Annotated in this window: 16 protein-coding genes and 1 riboswitch; of the genes, 10 read left to right on the forward strand and 6 right to left on the reverse strand. The window is 43.0% G+C overall.

The genetic code is table 11. The features are described 5' to 3' along the window. Positions 1-5 precede the first annotated feature (5 nt). Positions 6-1,535 (forward strand): ATP-dependent Clp protease ATP-binding subunit ClpX, encoded by a 1,530-nt coding sequence (gene clpX / locus bhn_RS01490; RefSeq protein WP_071175042.1) that lies wholly within the window; start codon positions 6-8, stop codon positions 1,533-1,535. 53 nt (positions 1,536-1,588) lie between these two features. Here the strand turns inward: clpX and arcC are convergent, their stop codons facing one another. Further along, the gene (gene arcC / locus bhn_RS01495) at positions 1,589-2,527 is read right to left on the reverse strand and encodes a carbamate kinase (RefSeq protein ID WP_071175043.1); all 939 of its coding nucleotides are present in this window, start codon (positions 2,525-2,527) and stop codon (positions 1,589-1,591) included. A gap of 172 nt (positions 2,528-2,699) precedes the next feature. On the opposite strand from arcC, the gene bhn_RS01500 reads away from it, so the two are divergent. Beyond that, positions 2,700-4,070 (forward strand): MATE family efflux transporter, encoded by a 1,371-nt coding sequence (locus bhn_RS01500; RefSeq protein ID WP_071175044.1) that lies wholly within the window; start codon positions 2,700-2,702, stop codon positions 4,068-4,070. Between the two features lie 79 nt (positions 4,071-4,149). On the opposite strand, the gene bhn_RS01505 is transcribed toward bhn_RS01500, so the two are convergent. Genes bhn_RS01505 through bhn_RS01520 form a run of 4 tightly spaced genes read right to left on the reverse strand, consistent with a single transcriptional unit; the run spans position 4,150 to position 7,780 of the window. Further along, positions 4,150-6,075 (reverse strand): glycoside hydrolase family 2 protein, encoded by a 1,926-nt coding sequence (locus tag bhn_RS01505; RefSeq protein ID WP_071175045.1) that lies wholly within the window; start codon positions 6,073-6,075, stop codon positions 4,150-4,152. A 15-nt stretch (positions 6,076-6,090) separates the two neighbouring features. Further along, the gene (locus tag bhn_RS01510) at positions 6,091-6,819 is read right to left on the reverse strand and encodes a DUF975 family protein (RefSeq protein ID WP_071175046.1); all 729 of its coding nucleotides are present in this window, start codon (positions 6,817-6,819) and stop codon (positions 6,091-6,093) included. Between the two features lie 25 nt (positions 6,820-6,844). Further along, on the reverse strand, positions 6,845-7,339 hold the full coding sequence (locus bhn_RS01515) for a hypothetical protein (RefSeq protein WP_071175047.1): 495 nt from the start codon (positions 7,337-7,339) through the stop codon (positions 6,845-6,847). Positions 7,340-7,366: 27 nt separating this feature from the next. Further along, positions 7,367-7,780, reverse strand: a complete 414-nt coding sequence (locus tag bhn_RS01520) for a DUF4190 domain-containing protein (RefSeq protein WP_071175048.1) — start codon at positions 7,778-7,780, stop codon at positions 7,367-7,369. Between the two features lie 207 nt (positions 7,781-7,987). Between bhn_RS01520 and bhn_RS01525 the strand changes: the two genes are divergently transcribed. From bhn_RS01525 to metK, 5 genes are all read left to right on the forward strand, one after another. Further along, positions 7,988-10,660, forward strand: coding sequence for a Tex family protein (locus tag bhn_RS01525; RefSeq protein ID WP_071175049.1), 2,673 nt, complete (start codon positions 7,988-7,990; stop codon positions 10,658-10,660). A gap of 158 nt (positions 10,661-10,818) precedes the next feature. Further along, on the forward strand, positions 10,819-12,654 hold the full coding sequence (locus tag bhn_RS01530; RefSeq protein ID WP_071175050.1) for a WG repeat-containing protein: 1,836 nt from the start codon (positions 10,819-10,821) through the stop codon (positions 12,652-12,654). Beyond that, positions 12,651-13,229 (forward strand): hypothetical protein, encoded by a 579-nt coding sequence (locus bhn_RS01535; protein ID WP_071175051.1) that lies wholly within the window; start codon positions 12,651-12,653, stop codon positions 13,227-13,229. The genes bhn_RS01530 and bhn_RS01535 overlap by 4 nt, the downstream gene beginning before the upstream one ends. Before the next feature lie 68 nt (positions 13,230-13,297). Continuing rightward, positions 13,298-14,767: a xylulokinase gene (gene xylB / locus bhn_RS01540; protein WP_071175052.1), complete on the forward strand. Its 1,470-nt coding sequence runs from the start codon at positions 13,298-13,300 to the stop codon at positions 14,765-14,767. 120 nt (positions 14,768-14,887) lie between these two features. Continuing rightward, positions 14,888-15,006, forward strand: a riboswitch (SAM riboswitch). 83 nt (positions 15,007-15,089) lie between these two features. Continuing rightward, entirely contained in the window at positions 15,090-16,280 is a 1,191-nt protein-coding gene (gene metK, locus bhn_RS01545; RefSeq protein WP_071175053.1) for a methionine adenosyltransferase, read from the forward strand. A 276-nt stretch (positions 16,281-16,556) separates the two neighbouring features. Here the strand turns inward: metK and bhn_RS01550 are convergent, their stop codons facing one another. Beyond that, positions 16,557-20,096 carry a DNA polymerase III subunit alpha gene (locus tag bhn_RS01550; RefSeq protein WP_071175054.1) on the reverse strand — a complete coding sequence of 1,180 codons (3,540 nt, stop codon included), beginning with the start codon at positions 20,094-20,096 and terminating at the stop codon, positions 16,557-16,559. Between the two features lie 161 nt (positions 20,097-20,257). Between bhn_RS01550 and pfkA the strand changes: the two genes are divergently transcribed. The 3 genes from pfkA (at position 20,258) to proC (ending at position 22,945) form a co-directional block, all read left to right on the forward strand. Further along, entirely contained in the window at positions 20,258-21,226 is a 969-nt protein-coding gene (gene pfkA, locus bhn_RS01555) for a 6-phosphofructokinase (protein ID WP_071175055.1), read from the forward strand. 119 nt (positions 21,227-21,345) lie between these two features. Further along, positions 21,346-22,149 (forward strand): TrmH family RNA methyltransferase, encoded by an 804-nt coding sequence (locus bhn_RS01560; protein ID WP_071175056.1) that lies wholly within the window; start codon positions 21,346-21,348, stop codon positions 22,147-22,149. Position 22,150: 1 nt separating this feature from the next. After that, a complete protein-coding gene (gene proC, locus bhn_RS01565) occupies positions 22,151-22,945 on the forward strand; it encodes a pyrroline-5-carboxylate reductase (RefSeq protein WP_071175057.1) in 795 nt (264 codons plus the stop codon). Positions 22,946-22,962 lie beyond the last annotated feature (17 nt).

Below are 22,962 nucleotides of genomic sequence, written 5' to 3' on the forward strand. Positions count from 1 at the left end.
TATATATGGCAGGAAACAGAGACGACGAATTTGATTTCAGAGAGATAAAAGAGGGTGATAATGGCTCAGATGTTGTTGATACAACATCTGAGTCTTCTGATGCAACCAAAGAAAACGGCGACAAAACTGAATATGAAGATGTTTGTTTTGTGTGCAGACGTCCAGAGAGTAAAGCTGGTAAGATGTTCCATCTTCCAAACAATATCTGCATCTGTAATGACTGCATGCAAAAGACCATGGACACAGTCAGCCAGTTTGATTATCAGAACATGCTGAACAATCCAAATCTTATGAATGAACTCAACAAGAATACAAATGGGTTTCCGGGATTTGGTTTCTTTGGTATGGGTGATCAACCATTTGGTGGCATTCCTAATTCACAGAAGATCAAGAAAAAGAGTGAGAGCAAGGTTAAGCCAGCTTTTGATATAAAGAATATCCCGGCTCCTCACAAGATCAAGGCTAAGCTTGATGAGTATGTCATCGGACAGGACCAGGCTAAGAAGGTAATGTCTGTTGCAGTTTATAACCACTACAAGAGAGTGGCTACAGATACAATGGATGATATTGAGATCGAGAAGTCCAACATCCTTCTTCTTGGACCTACAGGTAGTGGTAAGACTTATCTTGTTAAGACACTTGCTAAGCTTCTTGATGTGCCTCTTGCTATTGCAGATGCCACATCACTTACAGAAGCTGGTTATATCGGTGATGATATAGAGAGCGTAGTTAGTAAGCTCCTTGCTGCTGCTGGCAATGATGTTGAGAAGACAGAGCACGGAATCATCTTTATTGATGAGATAGACAAGATTGCCAAGAAAAAGAATACTACAGCAAGAGATGTCAGCGGTGAATCAGTTCAGCAGGGAATGCTTAAGCTTCTCGAAGGATCAAATGTCGAAGTTCCTGTAGGAGCAGGCAGCAAGAACGCCATGGTTCCTCTTACAACTGTTAATACCAGAAATATTCTCTTTATCTGCGGAGGTGCTTTCCCTGACCTTGAGGAGATCATTACCCAGAGGCTTAATAAGAAAACATCAATTGGTTTTGATGCAGATCTTAAAGATAAATATGAAGATGATCCAAATCTTCTTTCAAATGTAACAGTAGAAGACCTCAAGAAATTCGGTATGATCCCTGAGTTCCTTGGAAGACTTCCTATCATCTGTACTCTTCAGGCTCTTGATAAAGAGATGCTGATACAGATATTAAAGGAGCCAAAGAATGCGATACTTAAGCAGTATCAGAAGCTTCTTGCACTTGATGAGGTTGATCTTCGCTTTGATGATTCAGCCCTTGAAGCTATAGCAGAGAAGGCTCTTGAAAAAGACACAGGAGCCAGAGCTCTTCGTGCCATTATAGAAGATTTCATGCTTGATATCATGTATGAAATCCCTAAGGATGAGAATATCGGAAGAGTAACTATTACTCGTGACTATATTGAAAAGAAAGCAAGTCCTTTGATCGAGATCAGAGGAGAGAGCTTCCAGCCTAGAATACCTCAGTTTAATACTGAAGCAGCAAAACAGGTTTAAAGACATAATTAAAGCCTCACGCAGATGCGTGAGGCTTTATATATGAAATGAGATCATTCAAAAGTGATGAAAGTACCAGCCTTGCCCTTAAGAGCAGCATCAACAGAATCAAGTGATGTAATGAGAACTGATCCGTTGTGATTGGCTTCGAGGAATTCGATAGCAGCTTCAATCTTAGGAAGCATGTCGACTTCTCCAAACTCGCCAGCCTCAATATATTTCTTGGCGTCTGCTACGTTCATCTTGATGATCGGTTCCTGGTCTTCCTTCTGGAAGTTCTTGTACACATAAGGAACTGAAGTTAAGATGATGAGTCTGTCTACTTTGAGGTCTGCTGCAAGCTTGCCTGCAATAGCATCCTTTTCAATTACGGCAGATGCACCTTTAAGGGTATGTCCCTGCTGAATAACAGGGATTCCGCCACCGCCGCAAGCGATAACTTCCTGACCGGCATCCACAAGAGTTCTGATAGCATCGATCTCAACGATGTCGATTGGCTTAGGAGCTGCAATGATCCTCTTGTATCCGTTTCCAGGAATCTCTTTTACGAAGTTACCTTTTTTTACTTCATTATCTGCGTCTTCCTTGGACATGTTACGACCGATTTCCTTGGTAGGAGCGTAGAAAGCTTCGTCATAAGGATCAACTGTAACCTGTGTAAGGATTGTGCTGACTGGTTTATAGATTCCGCGTTTTGTGAGCTCTGTCTTGAGTGAGTTCTGAATATCATAGCCAACGTAACCCTGGCTCATGGCACTGCAGACACACATAGGAGCTGAAGTGTAATCTATATACATTCTGTGAAGTTCGGTCATAGCCTTATGGATCATGCTGACCTGTGGACCATTACTGTGAGTGATGACCAGCTGATAGCCGGCCTCTACAAGATCTGCAAGAGCTTTACCAGTGAGCTGTGTGGCAGCTCTCTGTTCCATGGTGTTGACACCAAGGGCTTCATGACCTAGAGAAACAACTGCTTTGATATTATCCATTTTGTCCTCGTTCCCGCACTATATCTGTGCTAGTAAGATACGACTATTGTACAATAATTGCACTATTTTTGGAAGTTTCCTCCTAAAAATATACTTGATATTTTATCAAAATGTAGTAGACTATCTCAGTACCAAAAAACATGTTCGATATTTTGAAAGAATGGTTTAAAACATGCAAAAAAGTAGTAATGTAAAAGACTTAACTGTAGGAAATCCAATGTCTCTTATCTTTGGATTTGCGCTTTCTCTTTTGTGGGGAATGCTCTTCCAGCAGTTGTACAACATTATAGATACAGCTATTGTTTCCTGGTTCCTTGGCAAAGAGGCTTATTCAGGAATGGGCTCAACAGGATCCATCAACTTCCTTATCATGGGATTTTGCATGGGAGTATGTAATGGATTTGCGATTCCTGTAGCTCAGAGATTTGGAGCCAAAGACTATAAGAGCATGCGTAAGTTCGTAACACACTCTATCATCCTCAGTGCTATATTCGCTGTAGTGATGACAGTTCTTGTCAGTGTTTTCTGCAGACAGATCCTTACTGCTATGAAGACACCTGAGTCAGTTTTTGAATACGCATACATTTATATATTAGTAATATTTCTTGGAATTCCAGTTACATATATGTATAACCTTTTATCTGGAATCATCAGAGCTCTTGGAGATAGCAAGCACCCTGTTCAGTACCTGATCATCGGATCAGTTGTTAACATCGTCCTGGATATCGTGTTTATTGTTCCATTTCATTGGGGAATCTTTGGAGCAGCCTTTGCTACAGTTATTTCTCAGGGTATTTCAGGAGCCCTTTGCCTTATCTTTATCATTCGAAAGATAGATATCCTTCACTTACAGAAGGAAGACTGGGAGCTTGATAGACATCACTTCGTGATCCTTCTCAACATGGGTGTTCCAATGGGACTTCAGTATTCCATCACAGCTATTGGAAGTGTAATCCTTCAGATTGCCATTAACTCCCTTGGCGAAGATGCGATTGCTGCTGTTACGACAGCCAGCAAGGTTGCGATGTTCTTCTGTATTCCATTTGATGCCCTTGGATCAACAATGGCAACTTATGGCGGACAGAACGTTGGTGCCAAGAAGCTTGAGCACCTCCAGGACGGTCTTATCGCAGCCTGCAAGATTGGATGTGGCTACGCAATCTTAGCGTTTGTAGTTCTTGCACTTTTTGGAAGACAGTTCTCAATGATATTCCTGGAGGCAGGAGATGTGGCATGCCTCGATAACGCCCACCTGTTCCTCTTTTACAATAGCTTATTCTATGTACCACTTGCACTTGTAAACATTGTTAGATTCCTTATCCAAGGGATGGGCTTTTCAATGTTTGCAGTACTTGCCGGAGTAATGGAAATGATCGGAAGGGGCGCAGTAGCCCTACTCTTTGTTCCAAAATTCGGATTCATAGCAATCTGTCTTGCAAGTCCAGCAGCCTGGATCCTTGCAGACGCCTTCCTGATACCAGCCTTCATCATGGTTCGTAACAGACTTAGACGAATCTTCCAAGGTCAGGTAGAAGTATACTAATAACAAAACTCCCAGTGACGGCCCCATGGTTTGCATGGATGATGGTCATTGGGAGTTTTTTATATTCATGAGCTTTAGATTACTGTTTTTTAAACCTTGTTAGTAGATGTGGATCAAGGTCTGGGTTGATCTTGGTGATCCTGCGGTCGTAAGTGATGAGACCGTTTACTTCTTCTTCTACGTCGCTGAGCTGGGTGTAGACTACACCGGCTAGGCCCTTTGAAACAAGTGGCATGACGCTTGAGTTCATGATGTTATAGTAGGCGACACCTAGGTCATCTAGAGTGTCGTATTTTTTGTATCCAAAAACGCGGTCTACACTGGAGTGACCCTGGATGTGGCAGGTCAGGCCACCAAATTCAGAGATGACGAAAGCTCTGTGGTTAGGGTCATCTTCCACGGCAAGTGGTCTGAAGTAGTTGTGTACGCTTCTAAAGTCGCCGCTTCCTTCATCAAACCAGCCACTGGCTTGGTCGATAGGCCTTGTGTCATCAAGGTCTTTTGCCATGATCGTGGCACCAGCTGCGTTGAACTGTCCCCATCCTTCATTGAACAGAACCCAGGTACCTATGCTAGGCACATTGTAGAGATAGCTTATGGTGTTCTGCATCTCCTGAAGCCATTCTCTTCGTCCATCTGCTGAATGTCTTGAAAATGCCTTGTAATAAGCAGGACCATCTGACATACGTCCAAACACCTTTGGGAAAAGAGTTGGAAGATATGAAACTACAGGTTTAGCATAGGATGAACCTCCGCTTACCATGTCCTGCCATACTATCATTCCAAGCCTGTCGCAGTGGTAGTACCAGCGAGCAGATTCAATCTTGATATGCTTGCGCAGCATATTAAAGTGAAGTCTCTTCATTTCCTTGATATCAAAAATAAGAGCTTCATCTGAAGGTGCTGTATAAAGACCGTCTGGCCAATAGCCCTGGTCCAAAACTCCCATGAGGAAGTATGGTTTGTGATTTAAGCAAAAACGTCGGATGCCCTTTTCGTCGTCTTCTACAGTAAAAGAGCGCATTGCAAAGTATGAGCTTACATGATCATCTGCTGTAGAGATCTGGATCGGATAAAGATAAGGATCTTCCGGGCTCCACAGATGAGGATCATCAATCTCAAACTTAAAGTTGTAGTAAGATGCAGGCCCCTGTGAGTGATCTACACTTGCACTTGGGTATGTATCTGATGAGTAGGAGAAGTCTCCAATAAAGAAATTTTCTATTGCATCATGGGATGCAGGAGACTTAACGAGCTCATGACCTGGAATCTTGACAGTTACCTGACTAGGAAGGTTTGTTGAAACCTCGATAGATACAGTCTTTAGGTCTTTTTCCGGTCTGATTCTAAGTTCCCTGATATAAGTAGCAGGAACTTCCTCCATCCAAACTGTCTGCCAAATGCCGCTCTGAGCGGTGTAGTACATTCCTCCTCTTCTCAGAGTCTGCTTGCCTCTGCTGTGGTAGGAAGAATCACTGGTGTCGCGGACCTTTACAACAAGAGTGTTGTTTTCAAAGGTCATGTTATCTGGTGTGTGATTGAGATAATCAGTGATATCCAGAGTAAATGGAAGATAGCCTCCGCCGTGGTATCCTACGTGATCTTCGTTTATGTATATGTCTGCAAACTGATCCACTGCACCAAAGTGCAGGAGTATCCTTGAGTTTGGAGATTTCTTTTTTATTGTTGGGAGAGCTCTTTTGTACCAGAGAAACTGGTCCGGATCAAGACGTCTTTCTACGCCTGAGAGCATTGCCTCAGGAGAAAAAGGCACAAGTATTATACCCTCAAACTCTGATGGAATTTCATCCACTGAGTCAGGGGTAAAAGAATAATCCCAGTAGCCGTTGAGATTGATATAGCTGTCTCTTACAAACTGAGGTCTTGGATACTCCTTTAAAAGGTTATCCGGATCAATATTTTCGCCCCAAGGGGTGTAAAGGCGATTAAGGACATCGTCTTCGTGCGGCTTATCGATTGCTTTGATTGCATCAATTAAGTCCATATTTTACCATCCTTTTTATTCTGATTTCTTGGCCTTTAGCATTATAAGAGCTTGATAAAAAGCGGCAAGAGTGCCGTTTCTATAAACGTTTACCCAAAGAAGTGGAATTCCAAGTGTAAGTATTCCTAAGAGATATAAAGGAACAAATGTAAGGTTAAGTGCCAGAAGTCTTAATCTGTAGCCGTTCATGATCCTGTGACTGGTTGCAAGGAGCTCTTTTGCTGATCTGTCAGGGAAATCATGGAGAAGATAAAAAGCCTGTGAATAGGTGATACGTATGTAAATGTTAACCACAAGCTCCACCAAAACAGCTAATAAGCTGAGCATGATGAGGTCTGATGATGGCCTGGTGGTCTGCCTCAAGAGATATATCAGGTATGAAGCTGGAAGACCAACAACAAAATCAATGATCACAAAAAATGCCTGAATGATAACCGCTTTTTCAGGGTTCTTTTTGAAACCAAAGAAAAGATCACTGATTGAAACTGTCTGTGAATAAACGAGATTCATATAGAGGTATGTCTTGCCGGAAACAAGGATACCCATGAGAATATAGATAATGAGAACTATGAGTTCATTGATGATGAGCTGGACTACGCCGTTTGCTGTAAAGGTAGCGATAGCACTGACAAAAAAGATGATTACGGCATAGAGAATATCTGCTCCTATCAGGGTTCCATACTTATCAAGGGCCTGTTCCCTGACGGAGGCCTTAAGTTCTGATGTTGATTTAAGATTAGTCATTAAAAAGTTACACTCCCCAACATCCTCACACAGCCAGGTCTACATTGTTTCCCAAAAGTCCTTGTTTGTCCATGGACTTTCTTGCTTGCTGGTAAGGGTTTTCTTCGTTTGAATATTTTATCTTGGTTGCGGTTTCTCCTCCGCATACATAAGTACGTCCGCATTCAGGACATACAGCGGTTTTGATAGATACGGATGCCTGCAATACCTTGCCGTTATGCTGGGCGGCATCTTTGTAGGCGTTACTAACATGCTCAGCTTCGTGACCTCTGACTCTCGATGCTGCGGCCTGAGGGCTGATGTGCTGGGCACTCTTAAAAGAAACCATCTCATCGGAACCGTCCTGGTACTTACGGTTCTTGCAGGTCTCACATTCCGCTGGAGATGAGAGCTTGCCTGGAGCTCTCTGGGTTGATTCATTTGGATTGAGGATTGGTTTACTGTCTGTAGCAGCCGCTGGGCTGTATGCCCCTGCTGAATATACACCATATCCGCTATTAACAGCACCGATAATACTCATAGGCACCTCTTTTCCCATGCTGAAAGGTTATTGATCAGTGGTAACTCCAAGTTCCTTAAGCATGTCGTCAAAGCTCTCGCCATTCATCTGCTCTGACATCTGATTTAACTGCTCTCTGTAGGTAGGATCAGTTAAAACATGATAAAAACTTGATATTAAAACAAAGTAACCAACAACGATACCGATCGTTCCATAAATGATGCCTTTTTTGGCCTGTGGCAGGAGCTTTGGCTGTGAGCCTCTTGATAAAAGAGCCAGCACAACAGCGATACCGCCAAGGATAATGCCAATGTTCATAAAGAAACAAAATGGAACAGAAATAAGGCCTGTCACCATGGCAACTGTGGCCAGATTTACATGTCTGTCAAGCTCGTTGTGAGTCATGTTGTAGTTGTAATTGTTGTAGTAGTACTTGTCGTCCCCGTTTTCGCTTCCGTTCATGGTACTCCTCGTAGTTCTAATTAATTGTGCGCATAATACGACACCTATATCATAAATATACAATAAAACAGCTGTTTTTACAATGTTTCCAACACTTCTAGAGGCTTGAAAACAGTGGGAATTCATTGCTATAATAGTGGAGTGTGTGGATTTATAAAAAATTCACGAAAAATTAACTTCAAGTTAAACCCATAATGTGAGGAAAGTATGGACATAGTATTAAAGATCAAAGAAGAACTTAAGGTGGAAAAATGGCAGGTAGAAGCTGCAGTCAAGCTTATTGACGAAGGCAACACCATCCCATTCATTTCACGTTACAGAAAGGAAGTTACAGGATCTCTTAACGATGAGCAGCTCCGTAATCTTGATGAGAGACTCAAGTACCTTAGAAGTCTTGAAGAAAGAAGAGAGCAGGTTCTTGCTTCTATCGAAGAACAGGGCAAGATGACTGATGAACTCAGAGCCAAGATCGTAGCAGCCGAGACCATGGTTGCTATCGAGGACCTTTACCTTCCATATAGACCAAAGAGAAAGACAAGAGCAAGTGTAGCTAGAGAGAAGGGACTGGAAGGTCTTTCAGAGATTCTTTTAGCTCAGGAAACAACCAAGCCTCTTCAGGAAGAAGCTGCAGCATTTGTTGATCCGGAAAAAGGTGTTAATGATCCAGCAGAAGCTCTTCAGGGCGCTATGGATATCATCGCTGAGGATGTATCTGACAACGCTGACTATCGTGCATACATCAGAGAAGTCACAATGGAACAGGGTATTCTCACCAGTAAGGCCAAGGATGAGAAGGCTCAGAGCGTATATGAGATGTACTATAACTACGAAGAGCCTGTTAAAAAAGTTCTAGGCCACAGAGTTCTTGCTCTTAACAGAGGAGAGGCTGAGAAGTTCCTTGTAGTCAAGATCGAAGCTCCAGAGGAGCAGATTCTTCAGTACCTCAACAAGAAGCTTTTAAAGAATGACAACCCTATTACAACTCCTGTTATCGAAGAGATCACACAGGATGCTTATGAGAGACTTATCGCTCCAGCTATCGAGCGTGATATCAGAAATGAGCTCACAGAGACAGCTGAAGACGGCGCTATCACAGTATTTGGCAAGAACCTCACACAGCTCCTCATGGCACCACCTATTGCAGGAAAGACTGTACTTGGTTGGGATCCAGCTTTCAGAACAGGTTGTAAGCTTGCTATCGTAGATGCAACAGGAAAGGTACTTGATACCAAGGTTATCTATCCTACAGCTCCACAGAACAAGGTAGAAGAAGCAAAAGCAGAGCTTAAAAAGCTCATTGATAAATACAATGTTGATCTTATCTCAGTTGGTAACGGTACTGCTTCAAGAGAGTCTGAGCAGGTTATCGTTGAGCTCATCAAAGAGCTTGATAGACCAGTTCAGTACGTTATCGTTAACGAGGCAGGTGCCTCTGTTTATTCAGCTAGTAAGCTTGCTACAGAGGAGTTCCCACAGTTTGATGTAGGACAGAGAAGTGCGGCATCTATTGCCAGAAGACTTCAGGACCCTCTTGCTGAGCTTGTTAAGATCGATCCAAAGTCAATCGGTGTTGGTCAGTACCAGCATGATATGAACCAGAAAAAGCTAGGCGAAACACTTGAAGGTGTCGTAGAAGACTGTGTTAACAAAGTAGGTGTAGACCTCAATACTGCTTCTGCACCACTTCTTCAGTATATTTCAGGTATTTCCAAGGTAATTGCCAAGAATATCGTAGATTATAGAGAAGAGAACGGTAAGTTCAAGAGCAGAAAAGAGCTCCTTGAAGTACCTAAGCTTGGACCAAAGGCATACGAGCAGTGCGCCGGATTCCTTAGGATCTCTGATGGTGAGAACCCACTGGATGCTACAAGCGTTCATCCTGAGTCATATGATGCAACACTTAAGCTCATGGATAAGCTTGGAATCACATTTGATGACGTAAGAGCAGCCCAGAAGAACGCAGCTAAGGCAGTCCTTGAAAAGCCAGCTCCAAAGGCAGAAGATAAGCCGCGTCCACCAAAGAAGCCAAAGCAGGTAGTCATCAAGAATACAAGCACAGCTATGGGAGCAGCCCTTGCAGCGGCTCTTGCGGGAAGTGATCTTGCAGTAGTTGACGCCCAGGATAACAAGGAATCTGCCAAGGGACCTGTAGCCAAGGCAGCAGAGACAGCTGGCACAGTTGGAACACTTTCCAAAAAGGTTTCAGAAGCAGACAAAAAGAAGCTTTCAGAGGAGCTTGGAATTGGTGAGATCACTCTTACAGATATTCTCTCAGAGCTTGAGAAACCTTCAAGAGACCCTCGTGAGAATATGCCTGCACCAATCCTTAGAAGTGATGTCCTTGATATGAAGGACCTTAAGCCTGGTATGGTACTTAAGGGAACAGTCAGAAACGTAATCGACTTTGGTTGTTTCGTAGATATAGGTGTTCATCAGGACGGACTTGTTCACATTTCACACATCACAGACAAGTTCATCAAGCACCCTCTTGAGGCAGTGAGCGTTGGAGATATCGTAGACGTTCAGGTCCTTGACGTTGAACTTGATAAAAAGAGAATTGCTCTTACCATGAAGATCGGTGATCCTGCCAAGGTTGCAGCTGAGGCAGCAGCCAGAGCAGCACAAAGACCAGCTCCAAAGGTGGTAAAAGAAGAAAAGAAAGCGGCTCCAAAGAAGACATCTGTAGTTGATCAGGTGGCAAAGGCAGCAGGAGTTACCAAGAAAGCAGTTCCAGCCAAGAAGCCAGCAACTAAGGCGGCTGCTCCTGCAGAGTCAAAGCCTGCTACAAGCAAGGCTGTGGCATCAGAGGCTAAGCCAGCAGCACCTAAGACATTCAAGAAAAAAGGCATTGTCATCTTTAGAGGAAATGCAAACGAATAAATAACGAACCAAAGGTGTGAGCCCTGGGGACGGGGTTAGTGGCTCATTTTTGTGAACAAAATGAGCCACTAACCCCGTCCCTAGGGCTCACTTTGTGCAACGATAGAGTTTGGCTGAATGTATACTAAGTGATAGAACTACTCAAAGGAGTCTTATTTATGAAGACGAAAGAAGAGCGAATCAAGAAAAATAGGATAATAGCTATAGCATTTTTGATCGCGGGAGTGCTAATGGCAGCTTTTATGATACTGCAGGCTCAGATTACTAAAAGGATTGATGAAAGTAATGCAGACGTAAGAGATGCAGGTACTTACATGATGGATTTTGAAGGAAATGTGGAATATGAGATAACTGATGTCAAGGAACAGGATGATCCTTATGTAGTACAGGCATTTAAGAAGGCAGATGTTAAACTCCCTGCAGATTTCTACAGGTTCTTATCTGCCAAAGAAACAGCTTTTACCGAAACTATCCACTACTTACGTGATGATAAGCTGGGAAACGGAGCATATGATTATGAGTGTGAAAAAGTAGATGAAGGCTGCTACATCTTGCGCAAAGGCGAAGAAGACAAATGCGGACTTACTGATGGCAGGGGAAATTGGATAGTAGAGCCTGAATATGGAACTATTTCATCAACTTACTATGAGGAGTATGGCTATCTTCAGCTGTATTTGCATTATTCAGGTGGACCCAGTGCCTTTGTTGACAGAAATGGTAACTGGATCATGGAGAAAGAGAAATATTACAACAGGCTCCATATATACCAGAAAGAATCTTTGATCGTGTTTAAGGATTTCACTTCTGACGGCGAACACTATGGTCTGTGTGATATCGATGGAAATGTAGTATTTGAAGTTACTGGGGAAGAAGTAAATGTACTAAAGGTTGGAAATACGGAATACTACCAGGTATTAGATCCTGATGGAAAAGTCAGACTGCTTGATCGCAATGGAAATGATGTTGTTGGCGGTGAAAATAGATCGGTCAATGCGTACAATGACTGCTTGATAGTACGTGATCAAGAAGGCAGATACTTTATCTGCGATGAGAAAGGTCAGCAGCTTACACCACACGAATATGATTCGCTTGATGGGATAGATTGTGATGATGCCGGACTTCTAATAGCTGAGAAAGAGGGTAAGAAAGGCATTATAGATACCAAAGGAAACACTGTCCTGGAAATAGGATACGCCGATATCCTGGACATTGAGCCAGCGGGAAATGTTGATGTGCCTTTTGACAAAAGAGCTTTTCTGGTAAAAACAGAAGATGGAAAAGTTGGAATTTATAATGTGAAAGAAGGCTTTACCATAGAGCCTCAGGATGAAACAGCTATTAACGGTGATAGTTATTATCACTACGACTATGATAATGAAGTCCTTTTCTTTTACTGTGATCATCTGAAATGTATAGTGCTAAGACCAGACCACGAGCCTTTTTATGTGGAGTGCAATGATATTTATGTGGGAGCAAAAGGTGTCTTTGTTGTGGAGGACTACTATAGCGGGATCAGAACCTATACACTGCTGGATCTTGATGGAAATAAGATATATGCAGAACAGGCCGATAATGTTGATGTGACCTACATTGATGATAAATTATGCATATTGGTCACTAAGCCAGAGAAACAAGGTGGAGGCTACAAGATCGTCTATGATGGCAAGGTAACCTTTGAATGTGCAAAGGACAATATCAAAATAGACGAAGAAAATACTCACGTTGCTTACGCTGTCTGCGATGACAATGGCAAATACGGACTGATAAATGCAAAAGGTGAACTTGTGCTGGACTATCAGTATGATGATGTAGAAGTTGAATATGCAGTTATCTATAAACATGATCTTTACTACATAGTTAAGGATGCAGGAGAAAAATACGGAGTTATGGACGCTGACCTGAAATGGATATATGAGCCACAGTTTGATCATGTAGAGCCCAAGTATAATGGACTTGCAGTAACCTTAGAGAAAGGTCAGGAGATAGTGAAATGAAAAAAATTGATACATCGATGAACAAAATGCCCATTATCTATGCGCTTTTTATTCCAGTGAATTTTTATCTGCATATCCTGGGAGCGACAGTTTGTAATATCCATCCGGCTTTTTTCATAGTGCTGGACATCTTAAGGATACTGGTCATTGCCTTGTACGGGCACTATTTAGCTCTCAGATATGATGAATCAAAAAATGAAAAAGATGTCAGCAATATGTTTATGTTTGTGGCGGGGATAGCATTTTTGGCTTTTGTCTATAACACTGTAGTTTCACTTGGGCTTTCCTCCGTTACTCGTTCGGCAAATGAATCCATTGTGGTAGCTGCTATGGTGTTAGAGCTTGTGATAGAAACCATTGCCTTTTTTCACATTGCGAAACAGGATGCTAAGCTGATTACAGTAATATGGGTGGGTATCAATATTGCACTTGGGATAGTTGCCCTTGCAGACTTAAATGATCCAGGTAAAAGCGCGTTCTGGTATGTGCTGATCGCACTTGTTGCAAGAGACCTTTATAAGGCGAGGATCATTTATTCACAAGAATTAGTTAATCAAAAGCAAGATGTGAAGTGAATACTTCATGGAGAATGACTATAATAGTAATATAATGTCAGTAGTATGGGACGATTAGGAGGTAAGGTATGCTTTATATTGGTGTAGATTTGGGGACTTCATCTGTTAAGCTTGTGCTGATGGATGAAACTGGTAAGATTCACGGAACAACTTCAAGGGAATATCCTTTATTTTTCCCACATCCAGGCTGGTCAGAACAAAAGCCTGAGGATTGGTACACAGAGGCAATAACAGGTCTCAAGGAACTTCTAAAGGACGTAGATAAGTCACAGGTTGCAGGTATCAGCTTTGGCGGACAGATGCACGGTCTTGTAATACTTGATGAGAACGATAATGTAATCCGTCCTGCAATTCTTTGGAATGACGGCAGAACTCAGAAGCAGGTTGACTATCTCAACAACGAGATTGGCAAAGAGACCCTCTCAAAATATACTGCAAACATCGCATTTGCAGGATTTACAGCACCTAAGATTCTCTGGGTAAAAGAAAATGAGCCAGAGAACTTTAAGAAGATCAAAAAGATAATGCTTCCAAAGGATTATCTTGCATATAAGTTATCAGGAACATTCTGCACAGATTACTCTGATGCATCAGGAATGCTTCTTCTTGATGTTCAGAATCGTAAGTGGTCAAAAGAGATGTGCGACATCTGTGGTATTACAGAAGATATGCTTCCACAGCTCTTTGACAGCTTTGAGAAGGTTGGAACACTTAAGGCTGAACTTGCTGCAGAGCTTGGACTTAAGGATAGCGTAGTGATCGCAGCAGGCGCTGGCGACAATGCTGCAGCTGCTGTAGGCACAGGAACAGTTGGAAACAACAAGTGCAATATTTCACTTGGAACAAGCGGAACAATCTTCATGTCATCAGACAGCTTTGCGGTTGATAGCAATAATGCGCTTCACTCCTTTGATCATGCTGATGGACACTTCCATCTCATGGGATGCATGCTCAGCGCAGCCAGCTGCAACAAGTGGTGGAATGATGAGATCTTAAAGACCAAGGACTATGCGGCAGAGCAGAAGGGAATCGAGAAGCTTGGTGAGAACCACGTATTCTTCCTTCCATACCTTATGGGTGAGAGATCTCCTTGGAACAATCCAAATGCTCGTGCAACCTTCACAGGTATCACAATGGATACAACAAGAGAGGATATGACACAGGCTGTTCTTGAAGGTGTTGCTTTTGCTACAAGAGATATGTATGAAGTAGCTAAGTCAATTGGTGTAGCTCCTCAGAGAACAATGATCTGTGGTGGTGGTGCCAAGAGCCCTCTTTGGAGAAAGATGATCGCTAACATCCTCAATGTTGAAGTTGATGTTCCAGCATGCGAAGAAGGACCTGGAATGGGTGGTGCTATGCTTGCTATGGTTGCTTGTGGAGCATACAAGACTGTAGAGGATGCGGCAGTAGCGATTGTTAAGGTTGATAAGACTGAGAAGCCTGATCCAGAGCTTGTTAAAAAATATGAGGCAAGATATCAGCAGTTTAAGACAATCTACCCAGCACTTGCTGAAACTTTTGACAAGATCATCTGATAAAAGAGCTTTATACAATATTTAGATAAATATTCTTATTTAGCCTATTGATTTTATTAATTGTATAGGGTAATATACAAGTCGGATATTCGATAGAGTATCTGTATAAATTTATAAATTCTCTTATTCAGAGTGGTGGAGGTACATAGGACCTGTGAAGCCACGGCAACCCCTTGATCATATCAGGAAGGTGCCAACCTGAGCGTGCAACTCCAGTATTGGAAAACGAGCAATAAGAGGATCTGATATGATAATCAGCTCCGTTTGTTTTGTTTATGCACGCAACAAAACAACGGAGCTTTTCTAATGAAAGGAAAACAGAATGGATAAGTTTATTTTCACATCCGAATCAGTAACAGAAGGACACCCAGACAAAATCTGCGATAACATCTCTGATGCTATCCTTGACGCCTGCATGGAGCAGGATCCTATGAGCCGTGTAGCTTGCGAGACAGCTGCATGTACAGGATTCGTTCTCATCACAGGTGAGATCACAACAAAGGCACACGTTGACTATGCCAAGATCGCTCGTGAGACAATCAAAGAGATTGGCTACGATGATTCAGCTAAGGGCTTTGATGGTAACACATGTGCAGTACTCGTAGCACTTGATCAGCAGTCAGCTGATATCGCTATGGGTGTTGATAAGGCTCTTGAGGCTAGAGAGAACCAGATGACTGATGAGCAGCTTGAAGCTATCGGTGCTGGTGACCAGGGTATGATGTTTGGTTACGCTACAAACGAGACAGACGATTACATGCCATATGCAATCAGCCTTGCACACAAGCTTACAAAGAAGCTTACAGAAGTTAGAAAGAACGGCACACTTCCATACCTCAGAGCAGATGGAAAGAGCCAGGTTTCAGTAGAGTATGATGAGAACGGTAAGGTTAAGAGACTTGAAGCTATCGTTATTTCAACTCAGCACGATGAGAAAGTTACACAGGAGCAGATCCACGCAGATATCAGAAAGCACGTTATCGATACTGTAGTTGATCTTTCACTTGTTGATGACAACACAAAGATCTACATCAACCCAACAGGACGTTTCGTAATCGGTGGACCTCAGGGTGATGCTGGTCTTACAGGACGTAAGATCATCGTTGATACATACGGCGGAGCAGCTCGTCACGGCGGCGGAGCATTCTCTGGTAAGGACTGCACAAAGGTTGACCGCTCAGCAGCTTACGCAGCTAGATACGTTGCAAAGAACATCGTTGCAGCAGGTCTTGCTGACAGAGCAGAAATCCAGCTTTCATATGCTATCGGTGTAGCACAGCCTACATCAATCCTTGTAGACACATTTGGAACAGGTAAGGTTTCTGATGAGAAGCTTACAGAGGCAGTTCGTAAGGTATTCGACCTTCGTCCAGCTGGTATCATCAAGATGCTTGACCTTCGTCGTCCAATCTACAAGCAGACAGCAGCTTACGGCCACTTCGGACGTAACGACCTTAACCTCCCATGGGAGCAGACAAACAAAGTCGAGGAACTCAAGGCTGCTGTTAAATAATTTACGCTGTGACTTCAGGACGCTTAAGAAATAAATAATAGTTCTATTCACTTAGTATTTTTCTCAGTGATACATAAGACAATCTAAAAAACCTGAAATGATAAGTTTCACTTTGTTCAAAGCACTTATCATTTCAGGTTTTTATATTGTCATGTATCATCTGAAAAAAATAAATCGTTCATAGAACTATCATTTATTCTCTTAAGCTGTTCATGGAGAGAAAGCTTAACTGATATAATCCATATCTGTGAAATTGTGACATGGGTAGAGAGTTTATTATACTACCTGTATGTTGTCGTTTCCGAAAGCTTCTTTGAGCTTATCAGTTAAGATCTTATCGGCTTTAACGGTATAGCCTCTACCCAACTTTTTTACTTGTTTGGTGTCAGTTAAGTAAACAGTTACTTCGTCGCGACCATCACTTTCGGATAATAATTTAAAGAGTTGCTGTTCGTGAGCGTTGTAATCGTCAAGGCTTGCAAATCTAATCCAAACATTTCGGGCAATTTCGTCAAACAATGTCACCTTGCTGGCGATAAGTTTGGCGTCTCTATCTTCTTCTACGGATACGCGGCCTTCTATGAAAACCTTGGCATCTGCGTTGAGGCGTCCAGCGTTAGCTTCGTAGGTCTTAGGGAAGACGATAACTTCCACAGAACCAACAAGATCTTCCAATGTGATAAAGGCCATGATCTGGTCGTTCTTGGTGTACTTTATCTTTTTATCTATAATGATTCCGCCGATGGTTGCGTTTGCGTTGTCCTTAACAGCCGGCTCGCCAACTTCATCGTCTAGGAAGAAGTCTGCTGTAGTGTTTGTGATCTTCTTTTTCCACATAGCAACGTACTCTTCCAGAGGATGTCCAGAGATGTAGATTCCAAGCACATCTTTTTCGAATTCCAAAAGAAGGTCCTTCTGGAACTCTCCAACATCAGGAAGAGGAACTTCATACTGCTTTTTGTCTTGCTCGGAAGCAAGGTCGAAAAGTGACATCTGGCCAGCCATACTGTTGCGGCCATTTGAATGGAGCTGATCCATGATCTGGGCGTAAACAGTCATATGCTGTTTTCTGGTTCCTTCAAAGCAGTCGAATGCGCCGGCTTTTATGAAGTTTTCAACAGCTCTTTTGTTGATATCATTGTCGTTTCCGGACATTCGAGTCAGGAAATCGTTGAGGTTCTTAAACTTACCGTGAGCACGCCTCTCGCTCACTATAGCGGAGATAACAGGCCTTCCCACACCCTTGATAGCTGTAAGGGCGTATCTGATAGCCTTTTTCTTGCCAGGTGCTGTTGTGACTACAGCGCCAGGAATAGGAGTGTCACCCTCCCCAGCATCTATCTCAGTAACCGAGAATCCAGAATATCCCTCGTTTATATCAGGTGGTAAAAGAGTTATGTTCATATTCCTGCAGCTCATGATATAGCCCGAAACCTTGCCGGGATTATCAATTACTGAAGTCATAAGAGCTGCCATAAATTCGACAGGATAGTAGTATTTAAGCCATGCTGTCTGAAGTGCAACCACTGCGTAGCAGGCAGCGTGTGATTTGTTGAATGCGTACTTGGCAAAGTCCATCATGGAATCGTAGATCGCGTTGGCAACTTCAGGACTGATGCCCTTAGAAGCACAGCCAGGAACGTTCTCTTCAGAATTACCATTTACGAAATTGGCTCTCTCAACCTCCATGACATGCTGTTTCTTTTTACTCATGGCACGTCTTACTAGGTCAGCTCGGCCAAGAGTGTAGCCGCCAAGCTGCTGAACGATCTGCATAACCTGTTCCTGGTAAACGATACAACCGTAGGTAGGCTTCAAGATTGGCTCAAGCTCTGGCGTTAGATAGCTGATGGAACCGGCATCGTTTTTACCAGAGATGTATTTTGGAATAAAGTCCATAGGACCTGGACGGTACAGAGAAACTCCCGCAATGATATCCTCAAGGGATTGAGGCTTAAGTTCTTTCATGAAAGCCTGCATTCCGCCGGATTCAAGCTGGAATATACCGTCGCACTTGCCACTACCTATAGAAGCAAGAACCTTCTGGTCGTTGTAATCTATCTCATCTATATTAATGAAATTTGCATCTCCAGGTTTGGCGCCAAGAGAGGCATTTGCATAATTAACAGCATCCTTGATAACAGTAAGAGTGCGAAGTCCCAAGAAATCCATCTTGAGAAGTCCCAGCTCTTCTATAGTAGTCATGGTGAACTGGGTTGTGATGTTACCTTCTGCTGAACGTGACAGTGGAACAAGGTCCTCAGCTGGTGCCTGGCAGATAACGACGCCGGCAGCGTGAATTGAAGTATGTCTAGGAAGACCTTCAAGCTTCTGACACATGTCGATGAGCTTGTGAACCGTAGGGTCAGTTTCGTAGCTGGTCCTAAGTTCAGGGTTCATGGAAAGAGCCTTCTCTAGAGTAATGTTCAGCTCATTTGGGATCATCTTGGCAATCTGATCGCCATAGCTATAAGGAAGGTCCATAACTCTGGCAACGTCTCTGATAACACCCTTGGCTGCAAGTGTACCAAAGGTGATGATCTGAACAACCTTGTCAGCACCGTATTTTTCAGTAACATAGTCTATAACATCCTGACGGCGCTCGTACTCGAAGTCCACGTCTATATCAGGCATGGATACACGCTCAGGATTAAGGAATCGCTCAAAGAGAAGATCATACTTGATAGGATCGATATTAGTGATGTGCATGCAGTAGGAAACAATACTACCAGCGGCAGATCCTCTGCCTGGGCCTACAGCGATGCCATTTTCTCTACAGTAATTGATGTAGTCCCAAACAATAAGGAAGTAATCTACATATCCCATCCTCTTGATGACGCCAAGCTCGTAATCAAGCTTATCCTTTAAGGTGCCGTCATCGTCAGGATATCTCTCATGAAGACCATCGAGACAGAGCTTATTGAGGTATGTCCATGAATCATAGCCCTCTGGAACCTCGAAATGTGGGAGCTTGGTAACACCAAACTCAATCTCAACATTACATCTGTCAGCAATCTTCTGGGTGTTGTCGATAGCTTCCTGTGCATATGGGAAAAGAGCTCTCATTTCCTCTTCACTCTTAACATAGTACTGGCCGCCTTCGTAACGCATTCTGTCTTCGTCGGTGACTTTTTTGCCAGTCTGTATGCATAAAAGAAGGTCGTGAGCTTCTGCATCATCAGCGTATGTATAGTGACAGTCGTTGGTAGCAACAAGAGGAATATCAAGCTCCTGAGAAAGAGCAAGAAGTGTGTTGTTGACCATGCGCTGCTCAGGGATACCATGATCCTGAAGTTCTAAAAAGAAATTGCCGTGACCAAAGATCTTGTCGAGGCGGATAGCTGCCTCTTTTGCTGCGCCATTCTGACCCTTGATGATGTTCTTTGGTATCTCACCTGCAAGACAGGCAGAAAGAGCTATGACACCTTCGTGGTATTTTTCTAAAAGCTCCATGTCTACACGAGGTTTGTAGTAATAGCCCTCAGTGAAGCCGCGGCTTACGATATGTGAGAGGTTGGCGTAACCTATGTTGTTCTCAGCAAGGAGCACAAGGTGGTAGTATCTCTCATCGGAGACAGAAGTCTCTTTTTCAAAACGGGAACCTGGGGCAACATAAACTTCGCATCCAAGGATAGGATTGATACCTTCTTCCTTGCATGCCTTGTAAAAGTCAATGACACCATACATTACACCGTGGTCAGTGATAGCTCCGGCGGTCATTCCAAGACTCTTAAGTCTTTTTACATATTCTTTTATCTTGTTTGAACCGTCCAAAAGACTGTATTCAGTATGGACGTGAAGATGTGTAAATGCCATTTGATTGCCCCAACAAAAATTATTTAAAATATTATATCATAAAGGAAAATATTATTGCAGACATTAGAAGTTTGCGCTAATATAATAAGTTAGGAATGATAATAAAATGACAATGTAAAGGTTGCTATGCAACATAAGAAGTAGGAATCGAGGAAAGAAAGATGGCAAAGCAGATCAAAACTATCGGTGTACTTACAAGTGGTGGAGATGCACCAGGAATGAACGCTGCAATCAGAGCAGTTGTACGTAAGTCATTAGCTAACGGACTTAAGGTTAAGGGTATCAAGAAGGGATACATGGGTCTTCTTAATGAAGAGATCATTGACATGGATAGACGTAGCGTATCTGATATCATCCAGCGCGGTGGTACAATTCTTGGAACAGCTCGTTGTATGGAGTTTACAACTCCTGAAGGACAGGCTAAGGGAGCAGAGATCTGCCGTAAGCATGGTATAGATGGTATGGTCGTTATCGGTGGTGACGGATCATATCGTGGAGCACAGAAGCTTTCAGCTCAGGGTATCAACACAGTAGGTATCCCAGGAACAATCGACCTTGATATTTCATGTACAGATTATACAATCGGTTTCGATACAGCTATCAACACAGCAATGGAAGCTATCGACAAGATCCGTGATACATCATCATCTCACGAGAGAGTTAGTATCGTAGAGGTTATGGGACGTAACGCCGGATACATCGCTCTTTGGTGCTCAATCGCCAACGGTGCAGATGATATCCTCCTTCCTGAGAAGTATGATTACAATGAGCAGAGGATCATCGACAACATCATTGATAACCGTAAGAAAGGTAAGACACACCACATTATCGTAAACGCTGAGGGTATCGGACATTCAACATCAATGGCTCGTAGAATTGAGGCTGCTACAGGTCTTGAGACAAGAGCATCTATCCTTGGTTACATGCAGCGTGGTGGTAGCCCAACATGTAAGGACCGTGTATATGCATCTATGATGGGATGCTACGCAGCAGATATCCTTGCAGCTGGCAAGACTAACAGAGTAGTTAGTTACAGAAACGGTCAGTTCGTAGATTACGATATTGATGAGGCTCTTGCAATGAAGAAGAACATCAACGAGTACATGTACGAGATCGCTCGCATTCTTTAATCTGAATATATGTAAACTTAGCTGTTATCCTCGTTTGAGGGTAACAGCTTTTTTTAATTTCTGCGTATTTTTTTGTGATATACTATACGTACAAAAAATAGAACGAAGGAAATAATTATATGATCACAAGTGTGAATAACGACAGAGTCCGCAAGGTTGTGACCTATATTCAGAAGAGTAAAGCCAGAAGAGAGGACGATGTCTTCGTAATAGAAGGCATGAAGATGCTCAGAGAGGTTCCTGTTCTTCAGGTTAGAGAAGTCTACGTAACCGGTAGATTTGTTGATAAAGCAAGTGAAGATGATAAAGAGATCCTTTGGAGATACGGTGCAGAGGAGGTTTCTGAGGATGTCATGAAGAAGATGGCAGATACCCAGACACCTCAAGGTGTTCTTGCGGTTGTATCCCAGTACCATTATACAGAAGAGGAAGTATTAGAAGGCTACAATCAGGGCAATGAAGGCGCAGCTCCACTCCTTCTTGTGCTTGAGAACATTCAGGATCCGGGCAATCTGGGAACAATGTTCAGATCAGGCGAGGGCGCAGGAGTTACAGGTGTGATCCTCAGTAAGGGAAGCGCAGACATCTACAGCCCAAAGGTTATCAGGTCCACCATGGGATCTATATTCAGAATGCCTTTTATATATGTAGATAATCTTCCGGAGATGGTCAAGAAGTTAGGTGATAGCGGCATCAGTACTTACGCTGCTCACTTAAAAGGAAAAAAGAATTACGACGAGTTCGATTATACAAAGCCAACAGCTTTTTTAATAGGAAATGAAGGAAACGGATTAACTAAAGAAACGGCTGATGCTGCTACAGATTACGTACTGATCCCTATGAAGGGTGAGGTAGAATCCATGAACGCGGCAACATCATCTGCAATACTCACATTTGAAGCATCAAGGCAGAGGAGGAGTTAATATGACAATCGGTTTTATTGGACTTGGAAACATGGCAAAGGCAATGATCGGCGGAATCCTTGAAAAGGGACTCATGGCGCCAAACGAGATCATTGGTACAGCTGCAACAGAGGAGACCAGAAAAAAGGTTGCTGACAAATTTGGCATTCAGGTTCGCACCTCTAATGAAGCAGTTGCCAAAGAAGCAGATATCATCATTCTGGCGGTTAAACCTCAGTATCTCAAGGTTGTGATTGCTGATATCATGGACAGCGTGGATGACAAAAAGCTTGTAGTCAGCATTGCTGCTGGAAAGACAATCAGCTGGCTTTCAAACGAGTTCGAAAAACCGGTAAAGCTTATCAGAGTTATGCCTAATACACCAGCCCTGGTAGGAGAAGGCTGCTCAGCTGTATGCAGAAATGACCTTTGCAGCGACGAAGACTATCACTTTGTAAAAGAGCTTTTGGAGAGCTTTGGTAAGGCTTATACAGTGCCAGAGAGCATGATGGATGTAGTAGTAGGTGTCAGTGGTTCATCACCTGCTTATGTATTTCTTTTCATAGAAGCAATGGCGGATGCCGCAGTTGAAGGCGGAATGCCACGTAAACAGGCATATGAGTTTGCAGCTCAGTCAGTTCTTGGAAGTGCCAAGATGGTTTTGGATACAGGTAAGCACCCTGGCGAATTGAAGGATATGGTATGCTCACCTGCCGGTACAACGATAGAAGCTGTACATGTTCTCGAACAGGAAGGATTTAGGGGAGCGGTCATGGATGCAGTAACTGCCTGCATTGAGAAGAGTAAGAGCCTCTGATTCGGGTTCAAAATTTG

Source organism: Butyrivibrio hungatei (assembly GCF_001858005.1).
GTDB lineage: Bacteria > Bacillota > Clostridia > Lachnospirales > Lachnospiraceae > Butyrivibrio > Butyrivibrio hungatei.

What these genes read in the sequence shown, in the direction of transcription:
- clpX (WP_071175042.1), top strand. Translation starts at nt 6, where the DNA reads ATGGCAGGAAACAGAGACGACGAATTTGATTTCAGAGAGATAAAAGAG.
- arcC (WP_071175043.1), bottom strand. Translation starts at nt 2,527, where the DNA reads ATGGATAATATCAAAGCAGTTGTTTCTCTAGGTCATGAAGCCCTTGGT.
- bhn_RS01500 (WP_071175044.1), top strand. Translation starts at nt 2,700, where the DNA reads ATGCAAAAAAGTAGTAATGTAAAAGACTTAACTGTAGGAAATCCAATG.
- bhn_RS01505 (WP_071175045.1), bottom strand. Translation starts at nt 6,075, where the DNA reads ATGGACTTAATTGATGCAATCAAAGCAATCGATAAGCCGCACGAAGAC.
- bhn_RS01510 (WP_071175046.1), bottom strand. Translation starts at nt 6,819, where the DNA reads ATGACTAATCTTAAATCAACATCAGAACTTAAGGCCTCCGTCAGGGAA.
- bhn_RS01515 (WP_071175047.1), bottom strand. Translation starts at nt 7,339, where the DNA reads ATGAGTATTATCGGTGCTGTTAATAGCGGATATGGTGTATATTCAGCA.
- bhn_RS01520 (WP_071175048.1), bottom strand. Translation starts at nt 7,780, where the DNA reads ATGAACGGAAGCGAAAACGGGGACGACAAGTACTACTACAACAATTAC.
- bhn_RS01525 (WP_071175049.1), top strand. Translation starts at nt 7,988, where the DNA reads ATGGACATAGTATTAAAGATCAAAGAAGAACTTAAGGTGGAAAAATGG.
- bhn_RS01530 (WP_071175050.1), top strand. Translation starts at nt 10,819, where the DNA reads ATGAAGACGAAAGAAGAGCGAATCAAGAAAAATAGGATAATAGCTATA.
- bhn_RS01535 (WP_071175051.1), top strand. Translation starts at nt 12,651, where the DNA reads ATGAAAAAAATTGATACATCGATGAACAAAATGCCCATTATCTATGCG.
- xylB (WP_071175052.1), top strand. Translation starts at nt 13,298, where the DNA reads ATGCTTTATATTGGTGTAGATTTGGGGACTTCATCTGTTAAGCTTGTG.
- metK (WP_071175053.1), top strand. Translation starts at nt 15,090, where the DNA reads ATGGATAAGTTTATTTTCACATCCGAATCAGTAACAGAAGGACACCCA.
- bhn_RS01550 (WP_071175054.1), bottom strand. Translation starts at nt 20,096, where the DNA reads ATGGCATTTACACATCTTCACGTCCATACTGAATACAGTCTTTTGGAC.
- pfkA (WP_071175055.1), top strand. Translation starts at nt 20,258, where the DNA reads ATGGCAAAGCAGATCAAAACTATCGGTGTACTTACAAGTGGTGGAGAT.
- bhn_RS01560 (WP_071175056.1), top strand. Translation starts at nt 21,346, where the DNA reads ATGATCACAAGTGTGAATAACGACAGAGTCCGCAAGGTTGTGACCTAT.
- proC (WP_071175057.1), top strand. Translation starts at nt 22,151, where the DNA reads ATGACAATCGGTTTTATTGGACTTGGAAACATGGCAAAGGCAATGATC.